This window comes from Streptomyces sp. NPDC020958 (genome assembly GCF_055562175.1).
The window spans coordinates 246,885-263,623 of record NZ_JBVHFU010000009.1; the positions used below are offsets into that span (position 1 = coordinate 246,885).

Annotated in this window: 13 protein-coding genes; 6 read left to right on the plus strand and 7 right to left on the minus strand. The window is 71.7% G+C overall.

Translation table 11 applies throughout. From position 1 onward, the window contains the following. Positions 1-50: 50 nt before the first annotated feature. The 4 genes from ACZ3KP_RS25690 to ACZ3KP_RS25705 form a co-directional block, all read right to left on the minus strand. Positions 51-674: a class F sortase gene (locus ACZ3KP_RS25690; protein ID WP_467501938.1), complete on the minus strand. Its 624-nt coding sequence runs from the start codon at positions 672-674 to the stop codon at positions 51-53. Between the two features lie 122 nt (positions 675-796). Continuing rightward, entirely contained in the window at positions 797-1,324 is a 528-nt protein-coding gene (locus tag ACZ3KP_RS25695; protein ID WP_467501940.1) for a hypothetical protein, read from the minus strand. A gap of 420 nt (positions 1,325-1,744) precedes the next feature. After that, the gene (locus tag ACZ3KP_RS25700) at positions 1,745-2,410 is read right to left on the minus strand and encodes a YceI family protein (RefSeq protein ID WP_467501942.1); all 666 of its coding nucleotides are present in this window, start codon (positions 2,408-2,410) and stop codon (positions 1,745-1,747) included. A 271-nt stretch (positions 2,411-2,681) separates the two neighbouring features. After that, a complete protein-coding gene (locus ACZ3KP_RS25705; protein ID WP_467501944.1) occupies positions 2,682-4,325 on the minus strand; it encodes a M4 family metallopeptidase in 1,644 nt (547 codons plus the stop codon). A gap of 136 nt (positions 4,326-4,461) precedes the next feature. Between ACZ3KP_RS25705 and ACZ3KP_RS25710 the strand changes: the two genes are divergently transcribed. Beyond that, positions 4,462-4,914 (plus strand): gamma-glutamylcyclotransferase family protein, encoded by a 453-nt coding sequence (locus tag ACZ3KP_RS25710; RefSeq protein WP_467501946.1) that lies wholly within the window; start codon positions 4,462-4,464, stop codon positions 4,912-4,914. Positions 4,915-4,930: 16 nt separating this feature from the next. On the opposite strand, the gene ACZ3KP_RS25715 is transcribed toward ACZ3KP_RS25710, so the two are convergent. Continuing rightward, positions 4,931-5,608, minus strand: coding sequence for a SanA/YdcF family protein (locus tag ACZ3KP_RS25715; protein ID WP_467501948.1), 678 nt, complete (start codon positions 5,606-5,608; stop codon positions 4,931-4,933). Between the two features lie 170 nt (positions 5,609-5,778). On the opposite strand from ACZ3KP_RS25715, the gene ACZ3KP_RS25720 reads away from it, so the two are divergent. The 5 genes from ACZ3KP_RS25720 (at position 5,779) to ACZ3KP_RS25740 (ending at position 12,844) form a co-directional block, all read left to right on the plus strand. Further along, positions 5,779-6,513, plus strand: coding sequence for a sirohydrochlorin chelatase (locus ACZ3KP_RS25720; RefSeq protein WP_467501949.1), 735 nt, complete (start codon positions 5,779-5,781; stop codon positions 6,511-6,513). Positions 6,514-6,749: 236 nt separating this feature from the next. Further along, complete coding sequence (locus ACZ3KP_RS25725) at positions 6,750-8,030, plus strand: deoxyguanosinetriphosphate triphosphohydrolase (protein ID WP_467501951.1); 1,281 nt, start codon at positions 6,750-6,752, stop codon at positions 8,028-8,030. Between the two features lie 159 nt (positions 8,031-8,189). Continuing rightward, complete coding sequence (locus ACZ3KP_RS25730) at positions 8,190-9,452, plus strand: NAD(P)/FAD-dependent oxidoreductase (protein WP_467501952.1); 1,263 nt, start codon at positions 8,190-8,192, stop codon at positions 9,450-9,452. Between the two features lie 75 nt (positions 9,453-9,527). Beyond that, positions 9,528-11,435 carry a DNA primase gene (dnaG, locus tag ACZ3KP_RS25735; RefSeq protein ID WP_467501953.1) on the plus strand — a complete coding sequence of 636 codons (1,908 nt, stop codon included), beginning with the start codon at positions 9,528-9,530 and terminating at the stop codon, positions 11,433-11,435. A 104-nt stretch (positions 11,436-11,539) separates the two neighbouring features. Beyond that, a complete protein-coding gene (locus tag ACZ3KP_RS25740; RefSeq protein WP_360565359.1) occupies positions 11,540-12,844 on the plus strand; it encodes an RNA polymerase sigma factor in 1,305 nt (434 codons plus the stop codon). Positions 12,845-12,967: 123 nt separating this feature from the next. Here ACZ3KP_RS25740 and ACZ3KP_RS25745 read toward each other — a convergent pair whose 3' ends face one another. Continuing rightward, positions 12,968-14,896, minus strand: a complete 1,929-nt coding sequence (locus tag ACZ3KP_RS25745) for an ABC transporter ATP-binding protein (protein WP_467501955.1) — start codon at positions 14,894-14,896, stop codon at positions 12,968-12,970. Further along, positions 14,896-16,629, minus strand: a complete 1,734-nt coding sequence (locus ACZ3KP_RS25750) for an ABC transporter ATP-binding protein (RefSeq protein WP_360565361.1) — start codon at positions 16,627-16,629, stop codon at positions 14,896-14,898. Before ACZ3KP_RS25750 ends, ACZ3KP_RS25745 begins: the two co-directional genes overlap by 1 nt. Positions 16,630-16,739: the final 110 nt, after the last annotated feature.

Consider the following 16,739-nt stretch of genomic DNA (forward strand, 5'->3'; position numbering starts at 1 on the left):
GGGAGGGGTGTGAGGGGTCCGGGGAGCGGGCGCGGCGGGCGGCCCGGTGGTCAGCGGGTTGCGGTGAGGTGGGCGAAGACGACGACGTTGCCCTGGTAGCCGGTCGTGCGCGAGTAACCGCCGCCGCAGGTGATCACCCGCAGCTCGGGGCGTTTCGCGGCTCCGTACACCTTCTCGTCGGGGAAGTCCCGGGCCTGGTAGACCTCGACCGCGTCCACCGTGAAGACGGCGACCGACCTGTCCCGCCGGTCCACCTCGATGACCGCGCCGCGCTTGAGGGCGCCGAGGTCGTAGAAGACGGCGGGCCCCTCGGTGTTGTCCACGTGCCCGGCGACGATCGCGGTGCCGGTCTCGCCGGGCGTGGTGCCCGCCTCGTACCAGCCGGCGAGGTTCTTGTCGGCGGCGGGCGGCACGTCGAGGCTGCCCGCGGAGGTGAGGGCGAGGCCCATGAGCGGGGCGTTCACGCCGATGGCGGGGATGCGGATCCGGGTGGGCGGCGAGGGCGGCAGCGCGGGGGACGTGAGGCGCTCCTCCCCGGGGTCGGGGCGGCCCTCCGCGGCGGACGGCTGGGGCGGGGCGTCACGCGGGCCCGATCCGGGGCCGAGCAGCCAGGCGCCCGAGCCGAGGGCCACCAGGGTCACGGCGGCTATCGCGGTGTCCCCGATCCTGCGCATGAGCACCCCTCTTTCGAAGGCGGCCGAACGTGTGACCCCCTACCCCCTCCGGGCCGCGAGGGGCGTCGGACCCGGAGGGGGTGGGATGGCGGTACCGGCGGACGGACAGCGGAGGGTGTCCGTCAGAACGCATCGCCTCTCGCCCGGCGATGCAGGAGCCAGGTACCGCCCGCGGCGGCGACGGCCAGAGCCGCCACGCCCGCCGCGGTCCCTACGGGGTCGGTGCCAAGGGCACCACCGACCCCCGTCTTCACACTGCCGTGGGGCTGCAGTTGCGGCCCCGCGGCCGGCGCCGGCGCCACCGTCAGGTCACCGGTGGCCCGGCGGGTCCCGTCGGCGCACGTCGCGACGATCTCGTACGTCCCGGGTTGCGCGCTCGGCGGCACCCGGAACTCGCCGATCGCCTCGCCCTCGTGGGCGCTGGGCGCGAGCGTGAACGTCCCGGCGCCGACCGGACCGGCGTCGCCGACGGCCGACCCCTTCTCCCCGCAGACCGCGGTGTTCACCGTGACCTGAGCGCCGGGCGCCGCGGTCGAGGGGTACACGTCCAGGCCGCCGGAGCCGCTGCTGCCGTAGGCCGGTGCGCCGGCGGCACCGGCCGCGGCCACCGCGAGCGCGGCTCCGGTCAGCAGACGGACGGTGCGTCGCATGGTGCTCCCTCGCTCCTCGTCGGGCTCTCGTCCACTCCCTTGCTCTTCCGAGGTAAAGGCAGGCGGGCCGGACCCGCTCCCCGAGATTCCGTCAGCTGTGGGATGAACGGGTGTCACAGAACGGGTCCGCCAGGGGTTTTGCGAGCCCGTTCTGGCAGGTCAAAGGGGCTACAGAAAGAAAGCGGAGGGAAATGTATGAAAAGCACACGGACGGCGGGTCGGAGGGAGTGAACGGGTGACCCGCCGGAGCCGCGGGCGAGCCGCCGGTCCGTGCCCAGGGCCCAGGCCCTGTCGTCAAATTCCCGCCTGCCCCGCGACACCATGCACGCTCCCCCAGCCTTCGGCCGGGGGGACCCCGGAGCACGCACCTGACGCCGCAGGGCCGCCCTCCGGGCGACGACGGGAATGCGACGACAGGGCCTAGAGGGCGCCCTCCGGCACCATCCGGATCGCGGCGATGTCGAACTGCAGGCGCACCGTCTCGCTCACCATCGCGCCGCCCTCGGCCAGCCGGGAGTTGTACGACAGGCCCCAGTCCATGCGGTTGATCGTGGTCGTGCCGTCGAAGCCGACGCGCTGGTAGCCGAAGGGGTCGGTGACGTGGCCGATGTAGGTCAGCTCCAGGTCGACCGGGCGCGTCCGGTTCTTGATGGTGAGGTCGCCGGTCATGACGTAGACGTCGGGGGACTTGAGGCGAACCGCCGTGCTCTGGAAGCGCATCCGCGGGTAGGCGGCGGCGTCCAGGAAGTCGCGGCCCATCAGGTGGGCGTCCCGCTGTTCCACGCCGGTGTCCACACTGCCCGTGGACAGGATGATCTCCGCCTGGGAGCGGGACGGGTCACGGCCGTCGAAGTAGAGCCGGCTCTTGTACTCGGTGAAGGCCCCGCGCACCGTCGTCACCATCGCGTGCCGGACCGAGAAGCCGATTCTGCTGTGCGCCGGGTCGATGATCCACTCGCCGGTGAGGGCGGCGAGCGCGGGGTCCAGCAGAGCGGGCGCGGAGCCCTGGGGGGAGGATGCCTGCGCGGAGCGGGGCGGGGCCGTGGGGGTGCGCCGGGCGGTGTGGGGGCGGCTGAACAAGTTCATGTTTTATCTAGTTAGTGCACGAGGGAATGTGCCGCAAGGGCTTGTCATGACAACGGAGTTGCGAAATTCGGTGGCCGTCACGGAATTCACACACATCCGCCATCGGATCCGCTCAGCGGCAGTGTGAATGCCCCGGCTGTTCCTTGAATTCCGAGTATTCAACCTGTTCGCCGCTGTTTGCCATGGAGTACGAGGTACGGGGTACGGGATACGGCCGCCCCGGTCCGGTGCGCGGACCGGGGCGGCCGACGTCATGCCTCCCGCGCTCCGCTCAGTTGACGTTCACCGCGCTCCAGGCCGCCGCCACCGCGTTGTACTCGGTGCTGCCGGCGCCGTAGAGGTCCCTCGCGGCGTTCAGGGTCGCCGTCCGCGCGCCCGCGTAGTTCGTCGAGGACGTCATGTAGACCGTCAGCGCGCGATACCAGATCGCACCCAGTTTGTCCCGGCCGATCCCGGTGACCGTCGAGCCTTTGTAGGTCGGCGAGTTGTAGCTCACGCCGTTGATCGTCTTCGCGCCGCTGCCCTCCGCGAGGAGATACGCGAAGTGGTTCGCGACGCCGGACGAGTAGTGCACGTCCAGGTTCCCGACCGAGGAACTCCAGTAGTCCGCCGAACTCCCGTCCTTGGACGGCTGGTCCATGTACCGCAGCGCCGTCTTGCCGAAGCCGGAGCGGACGATCTTCTCGCCGATCAGGTAGTCGCCCGGGTCGGAGGAGTTGTTCGCGTACCACTCCACCAGCGTGCCGAGGATGTCCGAGGTGGCCTCGTTCAGGCCGCCGGACTCGCCCGTGTACGTCAGCGCCGCCGTCTTGGAGGTGACCCCGTGGGTCATCTCGTGGCCCGCCACGTCGAGGGCCACCAGCGGCCCGAAGGTGGTCCCGTCACCGTCGCCGTACGTCATGCAGAAGCAGCTGTCGTCCCAGAAGGCGTTGTTGTAGTTGCTGCCGTAGTGGACGCGGTTGTACGAGCCCTTGCCGTCACCGGCGATGCCGTTGCGGCCGTGGACGTTCTTGTAGTAGTCCCAGGTCTCGTTGGTGCCGTACTGGGCGTCGACGGCCGCCGACGAGCGGTCCGACGTGGCGCCCGTGCCCCAGTGGTTGTCGGCGTCCGTGAACACCGTGTTGGGCGCCCGGCTGATGCAGATGCCGAAGATGCACAGGTCGGTCTTGTTGGCCGCGTCCCCGGTGAAGGTGTTGCCGCGGGTGGGGTCGGTGAGGTTGTACGACGACCCGGACTGCGTCGTCTCCAGCGGGACCGTGCCGCTGTACAGGGACTTGCCGTCGCCGGTCGCCGTCTCGATGCTGTCCCAGGCGTCGATCTGGGCGCCGGTGCGGGCGTCCGTCAGTACGGTGCGGGCGACCGGGTTGCCGAGCGAGTCCTTGCCGACGGCGTTGGTGCGCCAGGCCAGCTTCGGGGTGCCGTGCAGGGCGTCGACGACCAGCTGCGGCTTTGCCTGGACCTGCCGCAGCGCACCGCCGAGGTTCGCCGCCCGCAGCGCGTTCACCGCGAGGTCGGCGGCCTTCGGGGCGGATATCTCCGGCACGACCGAGGCGAGGGATATCGTGCTCCGGGTCGCCCGGTCGGCGCCGCGGTACGCGCCGTCCGCCTTGAGGTGGACCACGAAGTCGCCGCCCAGCACCGGGAGCTTGCGGTACGTGCGGTCGTAACGGACGTGCTGGGCGCCGTTCTTGTCGACGATCACGTCCCGGACCGAGGTGCCCTCGGCGGCGGTGAGTCCGAGTCCGGCGGCGTGCTGGACGAGCGCCTCGGCCGCGTTGGCGATCGCGGTGGCCCGGGTGGGTCTGGCGTCGGCGTGGGCGGCGGGGGAGAGGGCGGCGGCCAGCAGGGTCGCGGTGGTGGCGGCGACGCCGGCGGTGGCGAGACGGGAAACGCGGGTGTTCCGGGTCCGGCTCATCAGTCTCCTCGGAGAGTGCCTCGAAGGCGTGGGGTGGCGCTGATGACGAGACAGATTTAAGGGGCCATGACATGTCATGTCCATAGCGCCTCAGTGGAGATGTGTGAGGGGACGGCGGGGGTGGAGAATCCTTTCTGTGACCGCCCGGAACCCCCACCACCTCCCGTTCTTCGTCTACGGCACCCTCCGGCCGGGCGAGCCCAACCACGACGCGTTCCTGCGCGGCCGCACGGAGACGGAGGAACCGGGCCACCTTGCCGGCGCGGTGCTCTACGACGGCCCCGGCTACCCGTACGCCGTCGCGGAACCCGGCGGCACCGGCCTGGTCAGCGGCGAACTCGTCACCGCGCGGCCCGAGTCGTACGACCGGCTCCTCCAGGAGCTGGACGCGCTGGAGGAGTACGTACCGGGCGATCCCGCGAGCCTCTACGTGCGCGTCGAACGGGAGGCCGTACGACTGCGGGACGGGGCCGCCCTCCGGGCCTGGGTGTACGTCGCCGGACCGGCCGTCGCCGAACGGCTGCGCGTCCGGGGCCGGCGTATCGACGGCGGCGACTGGCTCGGGCACCGGAGGCCGGCGGGGCGGTGACCTCCCGCCGCACGCCTCAGCGGCCGTCGGCCAGCGCGCGGGCCACCCCGGTCTCCTTCCGCCCGAGGAACTGGGGGTTCGGCTCGAACACCACGTCCAGTGCCGCCTTCGCCGCCGCGAAGACCTCCCGTGTGCCGCCGTAGTACCAGGTCACGTCGTGCTTGGCGTCCACCCCGACCCCGTACGACGTCACCCCCGCCGCCTCGCACAGCGCCACCGCACGCCGGATGTGGAACCCCTGGCTGATCAGCACGGCCCGGTCCACGCCGAAGATCTTCCGCGCGCGGACGCAGGAGTCCCAGGTGTCGAAGCCCGCGTAGTCGGTGACGACGCGCTTGCCCGGGACGCCGTGCCGGGTGAGGTAGGCGCGCATGGCGTCCGGCTCGTCGTAGTCCTTGCGGCTGTTGTCGCCGGTGACGAGGACCACCCTGATGCGGCCCTGCCGGTACAGCCGCGCCGCCGCGTCCAGACGGTGCGCGAGGTACGGCGACGGCTCGCCGTCCCACAGGCCCGCGCCGAAGACCACGGCCACGTCGGTGCGCGGCACGTCCGCCACCGTCCGCAGCCGGTCCGCCGTCGACACGTACAACCAGGTGGCCGGCAGCAGCGCCAGCACGCAACCCGCCACCACACCCTGCACCAGCCGCCGCCGGCCGGTACGGGTGCGCGGCAGCCGCGGTCGGCGGATCTTCATACGGCTGTCCCCCCTGTCGGCCTGTCGGCCCTGTCGGCTTCGACCATGGAGGACGCCGCCCGGGGCGTTCCGGTTCGCTCACACCGTCCGGGTCCGTACCGTGAAGCGCCGGAAAACAGCCGTGACGGTCAGGCAACGGCCGTGCAATCTCCTCAGGTGAGGATCCTTCCATGACGGTGACCGACCTTTCCCCGCGCCCCGGCCCGCCCGCCCTGGTCCTGGTGGCCCACGGCAGCCGCGACCCGCGCGCGCTCAGCACCGTACGGGCGCTCCAGGACCGGGTGCGCGCCCTGCGCCCCGGCCTGCCCGTGCACCTCGGTCACATCGAACTGAACGAACCGCTGCTCCCCGACACCCTCGCCGCCCTCGGCGACGCCCGGGCCGTCCTGGTCCCGTTGCTCCTCGGCCGCGGCCACCACGTCAAGCGGGACATCCCGCGGACGGCGGCCGCGGCCCGGGCCCGCACCCGCGTCGCCGCCCCGCTGGGCCCGCACCCCCTGCTGGCCGACACCCTGGGCACCCGGCTGCTGGAGGCGGGCTGGCGGCCCCGCCCCGGGAGTGCGGTGATCCTCGCGGCGGCGGGTTCCCGGGACCCGGAGTCCAGGGTCGACACGGACCGCATGGCCGGCCTCCTCGCCGCCCGCCTGGGCGTCCCGGTGCTCCCCGCCTACGCCTCGGCGGCGGCCCCGACGGTCCCGGAAGCGGTCGCCGCCCTGCGTGCGAAGGGGCGCCGGCACATCGCCGTCGCCTCCTACTTCACGGCCCCGGGCCGCTTCGCGACCCAGTGCGCGGCAGCTGCGCCGGGCGTGGTGGCGGCCCCTCTGGGAGCCCACGCCGCGATGGCCGAGCTGGTCATCCATCGCTACGAGCAGGCACTGCTGACACCGGTGACCGTGGCCGCCTAGGGCTGCGTGGATCGCCGCGGGTGTGTTGTGGCTGGTCGCGCAGTTCCCCGCGCCCCCAAGAAGGTGGGTCCACTGGGCGGACCTGAAAGGGGCGCGGGGCTGTGTTTGATGTGCGGCCACCGCCGCGTGAGCGCGACCAGCCCCCACGCACCGGCACCCGCGAACGCACCCCGACCCGGCAGACGAGCAGGCGCACCACACACCCATTTGTCACCACCGCCCCGTACTGTCGACCCATGGCAGTCCCCGCACCCGTACCCTCCGCGGCCTACGACCCCGCGTCAGCCGACCGCTGGGCCCCCGAACCCGACAAACGCCCCGGCCGCACCGCCTTCCAGCGCGACCGCGCCCGTGTCCTGCACTCCGCCGCCCTCAGAAGGCTCGCCGGCAAGACCCAGGTCGTCACCCCCGGCACCCCCGCCCAGGCCTGGGACGCCAGCCCCCGCACCCGCCTCACCCACTCCCTCGAATGCGCCCAGGTCGGCCGCGAACTGGGCGCGGCCCTCGGCTGCGACCCGGACCTGGTGGAGGCCGCCTGCCTGTCCCACGACCTCGGCCACCCCCCGTTCGGCCACAACGGCGAACAGGCGCTGAACGAGTTCGCCGACGACTGCGGCGGCTTCGAGGGCAACGCCCAGTCGCTGCGGCTGCTCACCCGCATCGAGCCCAAGCGGTTCACCCCCGAGGGCTCCGTCGGCCTCAACCTCACCCGCGCCGCCCTCGACGCCGCCACCAAGTACCCCTGGCCGCGCGGCGCGCACCCCACCGACCCGGCCTCCCCGAAGTTCGGTGTCTACGAGGACGACCGGCCGGTCTTCGACTGGGTCCGCAAGGAGGCCCCCGGCACCCGCACCTGCTTCGAGGCCCAGGTCATGGACTGGTCGGACGACGTCGCCTACTCGGTGCACGACGTCGAGGACGGCCTGCACGCCGGCCACATCGACCCCGACCGCCTGCGCGCCGAGTCCGAACGGCAGGAGGTCTTCGCCGTCGCCGTCGGCAGGTACGTGCCCGCCGGCACCGACCCCGCCGAACTCGCCGCCGCCCTCGACCGGCTCCGGGGCGAGGAGTGGTGGCCGCACGGCTACGACGGCAGCGCGGTCGCCCAGGCCCGCCTCAAGGACGCCACCAGCCAGCTGATCGGCCGGTTCTGCCTGGCCGCGGAGAGCGCCACCCGCGAGCGGTACGGCACCGGCCGGCTCACCCGCTACGGCGCCGAACTCGTCGTACCGCGCGAGGCCCGGCTGGAATGCGCGGTACTGAAGTCCATCGCGCACCGGTACGTCATGCAGCGCGCCGAGCAGGAGCGGATCCGCGCCGAGCAGCGGATCGTCGTGGCCGAACTCGCCGAGGCGCTCACCGCCCGCGCGCCGGAGGGCCTCGACCCGCAGTTCCGGGCGCTGTTCGCCACGGCCGGTGACGACCACGCCCGCAAGCGTGTGATCGTCGATCAGATCGCCTCGCTCACCGACGCCTCCGCGCGGTGGTTGCATGCGAGGCTGACGGGGCGTATGTGAACCATGGGTGACCCTGCGTGTCCGGATCCGTCCCCGAACGGGTCAAGATCGGGGCACCGAATGTCACTCCCCCTTCCCGCATCACGCTGCGTGCGGGAGGCTCACAGTGCGGCGCATGTGGGCGGCATATGTGGCGACACCCTCACGAGGAGGCTTCAAGTGGTCGACGCGGACCAGACATTCATCATCGTCGGTGGTGGACTCGCCGGAGCGAAGGCGGCCGAGACCCTCCGGGCCGAGGGTTTCACCGGCCGGGTGATACTGATCTGCGACGAGCGCGACCACCCCTACGAGCGGCCGCCGCTCTCCAAGGGCTACCTGCTCGGCAAGGACGAGCGCGACAGCGTGTTCGTCCACGAGCCCGCCTGGTACGCGCAGAACGACGTCGAACTGCACCTCGGCCAGACCGTCGACCGCGTCGACCGCGCCGCCAAGACCGTCCGCTTCGGCGACGACGGCACCCTCGTGCGCTACGACAAGCTGCTGCTCGCCACCGGCGCGGAGCCCCGCCGCCTGGACATCCCGGGCACCGACCTGGCCGGCGTCCACCACCTGCGCCGCCTCGCGCACGCCGAGCGCCTCAAGGGGGTCCTCGGCGCGCTCGGCCGGGACAACGGGCACCTCGTGATCGCGGGCGCCGGCTGGATCGGCCTGGAGGTCGCGGCGGCCGCGCGGACGTACGGCGCCGAGGTCACCGTCATCGAGCACGGACCGACGCCGCTGCACGGCGTGCTCGGGCCCGAGCTGGGCAACGTCTTCGCCGAGCTGCACCGCGAGCACGGGGTCCGGTTCCGTTTCGGGGTGCGGCTCACCGAGATCGTCGGGCAGGACGGCATGGTCCTCGCCGCCCGCACCGACGACGGCGAGGAGCATCCGGCGCACGACGTCCTCGCGGCGATCGGCGCGGCCCCGCGGGTCGGCCTCGCCGAGGCGGCGGGCCTGGAGATCGCCGACCGGGCGCACGGCGGGGGCGTCGTCGTCGACGCCCGGCTGCGCACGTCCGACCCGGACATCTACGCGGCCGGCGACGTGGCCTCCTTCCCGCACGGGCTGTTCGGCACGCGCCTGCGCGTGGAGCACTGGGCCAACGCACTCAACGGCGGCCCGGCGGCGGCGCGGTCGATGCTCGGGCAGGACGTGCCGTACGACCGGGTGCCCTACTTCTTCACCGACCAGTACGACCTCGGCATGGAGTACAGCGGATGGGCGCCGCCCGGCTCGTACGACCAGGTGGTCATCCGGGGGGACGCGGGGAAGCGGGAGTTCATCGCGTTCTGGGTGCGTCAGGGGCGGGTGCTGGCCGGGATGAACGTGAACGTGTGGGATGTCACAGCGCCGATCCAGAGGCTGATCTCCTCGCGGGCCGCGGTGGACACCGAGGCCCTGGCGGACCCCCACGTGCCGTTGGAGTCGCTCGCCTAGGCAACCGGCTCCGCGTCCCCCGACGGGCGGCTCCGGCGCGCCGGAGCTGTCACAGCACCCCCGTAGAATTCACCCGTGGCCGGACGGATCAATGACGAGGATGTGAAGGCGGTACGGGACGCGGTCCCGATCGACGCCGTCGTGTCCGAGTACCTCCAGCTGCGCAACGCGGGCGGCGGGAACCTGAAGGGCCTGTGCCCGTTCCACGACGAGAAGTCGCCGTCCTTCCAGGTCAGCCCGAGCAAGGGACTCTTCCACTGCTTCGGCTGCCAGGAGGGCGGCGACACCATCACCTTCGTGATGAAGGTGGACCACCTCTCCTTCTCGGAGGCGGTCGAGCGGCTGGCCGGCCTGGCCGGGATCACCCTGCGCTACGAGGAGGGCGGGTACAACCCGTCCCACCAGCGCGGCGAGCGGATCCGGCTGGTCGAGGCGCACAAGATCGCCGCCGTCTGGTACGCGGAGCAGCTCGCCACCAGCCCCGAGGCCGAGACCGGCCGGGTCTTCCTCGCCGAGCGCGGCTTCGACCAGGCCGCCGCCGTGCACTTCGGCGTCGGCTACAGCCCCCAGGGCTGGGACCACCTCACCCGCTACCTGCGCGGCCAGGGCTTCACGGACAAGGAGCTGCTGCTGTCCGGGCTGTCCCAGGAGGGGCGGCGCGGGCCCATCGACCGGTTCCGCGGCCGCCTCATGTGGCCGATCCGGGACATCGGCGGCGAGGTCGTCGGCTTCGGCGCCCGCAAGCTCTACGAGGCCGACAACGGGCCCAAGTACCTCAACACGCCCGACACCGCGATCTACAAGAAGTCCCAGGTCCTGTACGGCATCGACCTCGCCAAGCAGCACATCGCGAAGGCCAGCCGCGCGGTCGTGGTCGAGGGCTACACCGACGTCATGGCCTGCCACCTGGCCGGGGTGACGACGGCCATCGCCACCTGCGGCACCGCCTTCGGCGGCGAGCACATCAAGATCCTGCGCCGGCTGCTGATGGACAACGGCAGCGCCCGCGTGATCTTCACCTTCGACGGCGACGCCGCCGGCCAGAAGGCGGCCCTGCGCGCCTTCGAGGACGACCAGAAGTTCGCCGCCGAGACGTACATCGCGATCGCCCCCGACGGCATGGACCCCTGCGAACTGCGGCTCGCCAAGGGCGACGAGGCGGTCGCCGACCTGGTCGAACCCCGCACCCCGCTCTTCGAGTTCGCGCTCCGCCAGGTGGTGAGCCGGTACGACCTGGACACCCCCGCGGGCCGGGCCGCGGCCCTCGACGAGGCCGCCCCGATCGTCGCCCGCATCAAGAACAGCGGCGCCCAGCACGAGGTCGCCGTCGAACTCGCCGGCATGCTCGGCATCCTCGACACCCAGTTCGTGGTGAAGCGGGTGGCGCAGCTGGCGCGCTGGGCCCGGGAGAAGGGCGGCCGAGGAGGCTCCGCCCCGGCCCGCGGGCCCCAGCAGCCGTCGTACGACACCGCCGCGCGCCCCGCGGTCTCCGGCCCGGCCCTCAACCTCCGCAACCCCGTCTACGCCACCGAACGCGAGCTGCTGAAGCTCGCCCTGCAACGCCCGGAGCTGGTCTCCCCGGCGTTCGACGCGTACGGCGTCGACGAGTTCACCGCCGCCCCCTACGCGGCCGTACGGCAGGCCATCACGGAGGCGGGCGGCGCCGAGAACGGCGTCCACGACCCCCAGGAGTACCTGGTCCGCGTCCGTGAGGCCGCACCCGACGACGCCGTCCGCGCCATGGTCACCGAACTCGCCGTCGAGGCGATCATGCGCCGCACGGTCGACGAGAACTACGCGGGCGAGCAGCTCGTGACCGTCCGCCGCCGGGCCGTCGACCGTCGCATCCACGAGATCCAGATCACCCTCACCCGTCTCGGCACCGGCGGTGACCCCGCACAACTCGCCGCCGTACAGAACGAGTTGTGGGTGCTCCAGCAGTACGGGCAGGCGCTGCGCGAACACGGCCCGGCCGCTCTGTGAGCCGAGGCGCCCCGGCGGGGTGACCACGGGGTCACGGACCGGACGCAAAAAGTCACCGCACGCCCCTCGTGGCGGCGATGTGTCGTACCCCACACTGGGGGGCGGTGCCTGAGTCCTCGGAGCGCGGCCGGCCCGTCCCGGACGGGTCCGACACCCCCGCCGTTCCACTCGTCGCGTACGGGACGGACCGCGGCGAGGCCGTCGTCTCCGCCCCCGAAGTACCGCTGCCGCACCCCCTGGCAGCGATCATCCTGGAGGTCGCCCCCGTGCAGACCCAGACCCTGACCCAGACGGACGGCGGCACGCGCCCGGACGAACCGGCAGCCGACCCCGACGTCCCGCCGGGCGTACCGCCCCAGAGCCGCGTCGCGCTGCACCCCGAGACGGAGCCGGAGGACCCGTCCCCGGACGAGCTCACGGCCGACGCCGGCGAGGAGGAGGCCGACCCCGAGCCGTCCGCCGCCCAGGCGCGCGCCGCCGCCCGCGCCGACACCGGCGGGCCCTCCTCCGACCTGTTCCGCCAGTACCTGCGGGAGATCGGCCGGATCCCGCTGCTCACCGCCGCCGAGGAGGTCGAACTCGCCCGCCGCGTCGAGGCCGGCCTGTTCGCCGAGGAGAAGCTCAGCGGTGCGCCCGACCTCGACAGCGAGCTGGCGCTGGACCTGGACCGGCTGGTCGTCATGGGCCGGATGGCCAAGCGCCGCCTCATCGAGGCGAACCTGCGGCTGGTCGTGTCGGTGGCCAAGCGGTACGTCGGCCGGGGCCTCACCATGCTGGACCTGGTCCAGGAGGGGAACCTCGGGCTGATCCGCGCCGTCGAGAAGTTCGACTACGCCCGCGGCTACAAGTTCTCGACGTACGCCACCTGGTGGATCCGGCAGGCGATGTCGCGTGCGCTGGCCGACCAGGCCCGCACGATCCGCGTCCCGGTGCACGTGGTGGAACTCATCAACCGGGTGGTGCGCGTCCAGCGCCGGATGCTCCAGGAGCGGGGGTACGAGCCGACGCCCGAGGAGGTCGCCGCGCATCTGGAGCTGGCGCCCGAGCGGGTGGGGGAGGTGCTGCGGCTGGCGCAGGAGCCGGTGTCGCTGCACGCGCCGGTGGGCGAGGAGGACGACGTCGCCCTCGGGGACCTCATCGAGGACGGGGACGCGGCCAGTCCGGTGGAGTCGGCGGCGTTCCTGCTGCTGCGCGAGCACCTGGAGGCGGTGCTGTCGACGCTGGGGGAGCGGGAGCGGAAGGTCGTGCAGTTGCGCTACGGCCTCGCCGACGGGCGGCCGCGGACGCTGGAGGAGATCGGGCGGATCTTCGGGGTGACGCGGGAGCGGATCCGCCAGATCGAGTCGAAGACCCTGAACAAGCTACGGGACCATGCGTTCGCGGATCAGCTGAGGGGCTATCTGGACTGACGCCGTCCGCAGGCCGGTGGGGGCTGGTCGCGCAGTTCCTCCCCCAGCCTTCGGCCGGTGGCACCCCGCAGGCGCGGGCGAGTGGAACCCCCCCCCGCCCGCGCCTGCGGCACCGTGCACTGTTCAGTCGACCTCCGCCACCGCCTGCGCGAACTGCGCCTTGTACAGGCGGGCGTACGCCCCGTCCGCCGCCAGCAGGTCGGTGTGCGCGCCCTGTTCGACGATCGAACCGTTCTCCATCACCAGGATGGTGTCGGCGTCCCGGATCGTCGACAGCCGGTGGGCGATCACGAACGACGTCCGCCCGTGCGCCAGTTTGGCCATCGCCTTCTGGATGAGCACCTCGGTGCGGGTGTCGACCGACGACGTCGCCTCGTCGAGGACGAGGATCGTGGGGTCGGAAAGGAACGCCCGCGCGATGGTGATCAGCTGCTTCTCACCGGCGCTGACACCGGTGCCCTCGTCGTCGATCACCGTGTCGTAGCCGTCGGGGAGGGTGCGCACGAACCGGTCCGCGTGGGCCGCCCGCGCCGCCTCCTCGATCTCCCCGCGGGTGACCTCGCGCGTGGCGCCGTACGCGATGTTCTCCGCGATCGTGCCGCCGAACAGCCAGGTGTCCTGGAGCACCATGCCGATCCCGGCCCGCAGTTCGTCACGGGACATGCGGGTGATGTCGACGCCGTCGAGGGTGATCCGGCCGCCGGAGACGTCGTAGAACCGCATCAGCAGGTTCACCAGCGTGGTCTTGCCGGCGCCGGTCGGGCCGACGATGGCGACCGTGTGCCCGGGTTCCACCGTCAGGGAGAGGTCCTCGATGAGCGGCTTCTCGGGGTCGTAGCGGAAGGAGACGTGCTCCAGCGCCACCCGCCCGCGCAGCTCCGCGGGACGCTCGCCCGGCACCGGGTCCGCCTCCTGCTCCTCCGCGTCGAGGAGTTCGAAGATCCGCTCGGCCGACGCGACCCCGGACTGCACCAGGTTGGCCATGGAGGCGACCTGGGTCAGCGGCATCGAGAACTGCCGGGAGTACTGGATGAACGCCTGGACGTCACCGATGGACAGCGCGCCCGACGCGACCCGCAGGCCGCCGACGACCGCCACCAGCACGTAGTTCAGGTTCGACACGAACATCATCAGCGGCTGCATCACACCGCTGTTGAACTGCGCCTTGAACCCGGCCTCGTACAGCGCCTCGTTCTGCTCGGCGAACTGCTGCGCGGACTCGTCCTGACGGCCGAAGACCTTCACCAGGGTGTGCCCGGTGTACATCTCCTCGACGTGCGCGTTCAGTTTGCCGGTGGAGCGCCACTGCTGCACGAAGTGCGGCTGGGAGCGCTTGCCGATGCGGGTGGCGACCAGGAAGGACAGCGGCACGGTCGCCAGCGCCACCAGGGCCAGCAGCCAGGACACCCAGAACATCACCGCGAGGACGCCGACGATGGTGAGCACCGAGTTGATGAGCTGGCCCATCGACTGCTGGAGGGTCTGGCCGATGTTGTCGATGTCGTTGGTCGCCCGGGAGAGCACCTCGCCGCGCTGACGCCGGTCGAAGTACGACAGCGGCAGCCGGGACAGCTTCCCCTGGACGTCCTCGCGCAGCCGGTACATCGTGCGGTTGACGGACCGGTTGACGAGCCGGGTCGCCACCGCCATCAGCAGACCGGCGACGACGTACGTACAGAGCGCGAAGAGCAGGACGTCGCCGACCTGACCGAAGTCGATGCCCTTGCCCGGCGTGAAGTCCGTGCTCTTCAGCATGTCGGCGACGGTGCCCTGGCCCCGTTCGCGCATGCCCGCCAGGACCTGGTCCTTGGTGACCCCGGCCGGCATCTGCTTGCCGATGACCCCGGCGAACACCAGGTCGGTGGCCTTGCCGAGGATCTTGGGGCCGATCACGTTGAGGGCGACGCTCGCGACCACGCAGACCAGCAGCACGTAGATCGTGAGCCGTTCGGGTCGGAACCGGGCGACCAGCCGTTTGCCCGAGTTCTTGAAGTCCATCGACCGCGAGTCGGGGCCGCCCCCGGCCATCATGCGTCCCATGGGCCCGGCCATCAGGCGGCCTCCGCTTCCGTCAGCTGGGAGAGCACGATCTCCCGGTAGGTCTCGTTGCCGGCCATGAGTTCGTGGTGGCGGCCGGTGCCGACGACGCGGCCCTCGTCGAGGACGACGATCCGGTCGGCGTCCCTGATGGTGGCCACCCGCTGGGCGACGATGACGACGGTCGCCTCGGCCGTCTCCCGGGCGAGCGCGGCGCGCAGGGCGGCGTCGGTCGCGTAGTCGAGGGCGGAGAAGGAGTCGTCGAAGAGGTAGATCTCCGGGCGCTGCACGAGCGTCCGGGCGATGGCGAGCCGCTGCCGCTGGCCGCCGGAGACGTTCGTACCGCCCTGGGCGATGGGCGCGTTCAGCCCGCCCTCCAGCTTCTCGACGAAGCCCTTGGCCTGGGCGACCTCCAGGGCGTGCCAGAGCTCCTCGTCGGTGGCGTCCGGGTTGCCGTAGCGCAGGTTGGTGGCCACGGTGCCCGCGAACAGGTAGGGCTTCTGCGGAACCAGGCCGACCGTCTTCGCGAGCAGCCTCGGGTCGAGTTCCGAGACGCTCTCCCCGTCCACCAGGACGGAGCCGTCCGTGGCGTCGAAGAGGCGGGAGACGAGACCGAGCAGGGTGGACTTGCCGCTGCCGGTGGAACCGATCACGGCGGTCACCTCGCCGGGCCTGGCCACCAGGTCGACGGCCTTGAGGACCGGCTCCTCGGCACCCGGATAGCAGAAGCCCGCGCCCCGGATCTCCAGATGGCCGTGCCGACGCAGCTCGGTGACCGGCGCGAGCGGCGGGACGACGCTGGACTCGGTGTCCAGGACCTCCTCGATGCGCTCGGCGCAGACCTCCGCGCGCGGCACCATCATGAACATGAAGGTGGCCATCATCACGGACATCACGATCTGCATCAGGTAGGCGAGGAACGCGGTCAGGTCACCGATCGCCATCTGACCGCTGTCGATCCGGTGCGCACCGAACCACACCACCGCGATCGACGAGACGTTCACCGTCGTCATGACGATCGGGAACATCAACGCCAGCATGTTGCCGGTGGCCAGCTGCATCTCGGTCAGGTCCGTGTTGGCCTTCCCGAACCGGCCCTGCTCGTACTCGTCGCGGACGAACGCGCGGATCACCCGGTTGCCGGTGATCTGCTCGCGCAGCACCCGGTTCACCGTGTCGAGCCGTACCTGCATGGCCCGGAACAGCGGCCGCAGCCGGCGCACGATCAGGGTCACCGAGATGCCGAGCACGGGTACGACCGCCACCAGTACCCCGGACAGCGGAACGTCCAGGCCGAGGGCGAGCACGATCCCGCCGACGCACATGATGGGCGCCGACACCATCAACGTGAACGTCATCAGGACCAGCATCTGGACCTGCTGTACGTCGTTGGTCGTACGGGTGATGAGCGAGGGTGCCCCGAAGTGACCCACCTCACGCGCGGAGAAGGACTGCACCCGGTCGAAGACGGCGGCCCGCACGTCCCGGCCGAGCGCCGACGCGGTCCTGGCGCCGTAGTAGACGGCACCGATGTTGCACACCACCTGGGCCAGCGAGATACCGATCATCAGCGCGCCGAAGGACAGGATGTAGTCCGTGTCGCCCTTCACGACGCCGTTGTCGATGATGTGCGCGTTGAGCGTGGGCAGGTAGAGAGTGGCGCAGGTCTGCAGGAACTGCAGCAGCACCAGGATGGAGATGGGTTTCCTGTAGGGCCTGAGATAGGTCCGCAGAAGTCGTATGAGCACGCTACGTCTCTCGGAGTCGGCGGTGGAGGCGGGGTCGCGCCCGCCCGGACGGGCGGGATCGCTTGCCCTAGGCCCCTATCGTCCGACACTCCACCCGCGTTACCTCAACC

What these genes read in the sequence shown, in the direction of transcription:
- ACZ3KP_RS25690 (WP_467501938.1), bottom strand. Translation starts at nt 674, where the DNA reads ATGCGCAGGATCGGGGACACCGCGATAGCCGCCGTGACCCTGGTGGCC.
- ACZ3KP_RS25695 (WP_467501940.1), bottom strand. Translation starts at nt 1,324, where the DNA reads ATGCGACGCACCGTCCGTCTGCTGACCGGAGCCGCGCTCGCGGTGGCC.
- ACZ3KP_RS25705 (WP_467501944.1), bottom strand. Translation starts at nt 4,325, where the DNA reads ATGAGCCGGACCCGGAACACCCGCGTTTCCCGTCTCGCCACCGCCGGC.
- ACZ3KP_RS25700 (WP_467501942.1), bottom strand. Translation starts at nt 2,410, where the DNA reads ATGAACTTGTTCAGCCGCCCCCACACCGCCCGGCGCACCCCCACGGCC.
- ACZ3KP_RS25745 (WP_467501955.1), bottom strand. Translation starts at nt 14,896, where the DNA reads ATGGCCGGGCCCATGGGACGCATGATGGCCGGGGGCGGCCCCGACTCG.
- ACZ3KP_RS25715 (WP_467501948.1), bottom strand. Translation starts at nt 5,608, where the DNA reads ATGAAGATCCGCCGACCGCGGCTGCCGCGCACCCGTACCGGCCGGCGG.
- ACZ3KP_RS25720 (WP_467501949.1), top strand. Translation starts at nt 5,779, where the DNA reads ATGACGGTGACCGACCTTTCCCCGCGCCCCGGCCCGCCCGCCCTGGTC.
- ACZ3KP_RS25725 (WP_467501951.1), top strand. Translation starts at nt 6,750, where the DNA reads ATGGCAGTCCCCGCACCCGTACCCTCCGCGGCCTACGACCCCGCGTCA.